The sequence below is a fragment of the Vibrio sp. 970 genome (assembly GCF_033339075.1).
This window is the reverse complement of the sequence record NZ_JAWOTW010000118.1, coordinates 1-956: the sequence shown is the minus strand read 5'-3', so window position 1 is coordinate 956 and position 956 is coordinate 1. Positions and strand designations below refer to the sequence as shown.

Here is a 956-nt window from a genome sequence, read left to right as displayed (position 1 = left end):
CGGCTTAATGATAGGTTTGAGTCGTTCGCCGCTTTGGCTTCTTTGGTGTAGCCGCGCAGCATCTTTTTGGCGTAATCCACGTCCTTCTGAAACTTGGCGGTTTCAGTATTGAAGCGGATATTAAAATCAGCTATCTGGGCACTCAAGGCGAACTCCTCCTGCCGACGCGCTCAACGCCATCAGCTCTTCGTCGGTGTATTCTTTGGATTCTTCTTCGGGATGTTCTAAGGTTGGCAGGAAGTCTTGGTAGCTTCTGAGGACGCTTTCGTCCTTGCACCCTGCGGCCATGGCCGTGACATTCCAGTTTGAAGAACAGGTCACGGCAAAGCGCAGATTGTCCATCTGGTGCTTAAAGCCGTGTTTTGAAAAGTATTCACGCCACTCCACAACGGCTTCGCCGCTAATGGAAGCCAACAAGGTGCGCCAACAGACTTGCCCGAACTCTCGGGCAAGGTCCATGGCAAACTCAATTTCATCCCGAATTAGACTTTTGGGTCGGTGGGCTCCTGAGTGGTGGTGTCTTCCGTTGTGGCGTTTTCAGCGGTAGTGGTGGCTTCCGAGCCATCTGATGAGGCGGTTTCTTCTTGCGCAGGCACTGGCAAGCCTGAGAAAGAAGCGATTTCATAGTGAAGCGTTTCAACCTGCTCTGGCGTCATGAGTGACATGATCTGTTTGTGTCGTTCATCGATGTCTTCCACGCCATCACGATAGCCATACGCCACCAATCGAGCTTGTACAAGAAAGTTAATGCGGAACCATTTCTTCGTGTACTTGTTCAACTCGGCCAGGTAATTATCTTGCTCCGACTCACTGGCGGACTCATCCGGTTTGGCTGGTCGTTCTGGTTCCGGAATTTCTGAACAATAGTCCATAAAATCCAGTCTTTCTAAACCAGACAACTGAGTGATGGTGACGCTTATGTCATCGACAGGTACGGTTTTTGTTTTCAAAAAAAG

Annotated in this window: 2 protein-coding genes; both read right to left on the bottom strand. The window is 50.0% G+C overall.

Features of this window, described 5'->3' with window-relative positions; genetic code table 11:
* Positions 1 to 126: 126 nt before the first annotated feature.
* Positions 127 to 459 carry a phage tail assembly protein T gene (locus tag R7Q11_RS25135; RefSeq protein WP_025632816.1) on the bottom strand — a complete coding sequence of 111 codons (333 nt, stop codon included), beginning with the start codon at positions 457 to 459 and terminating at the stop codon, positions 127 to 129.
* A 23-nt stretch (positions 460 to 482) separates the two neighbouring features.
* Positions 483 to 956: phage minor tail protein G (locus R7Q11_RS25130; protein WP_225466873.1), on the bottom strand; the 474-nt coding region annotated here is incomplete at its 5' end.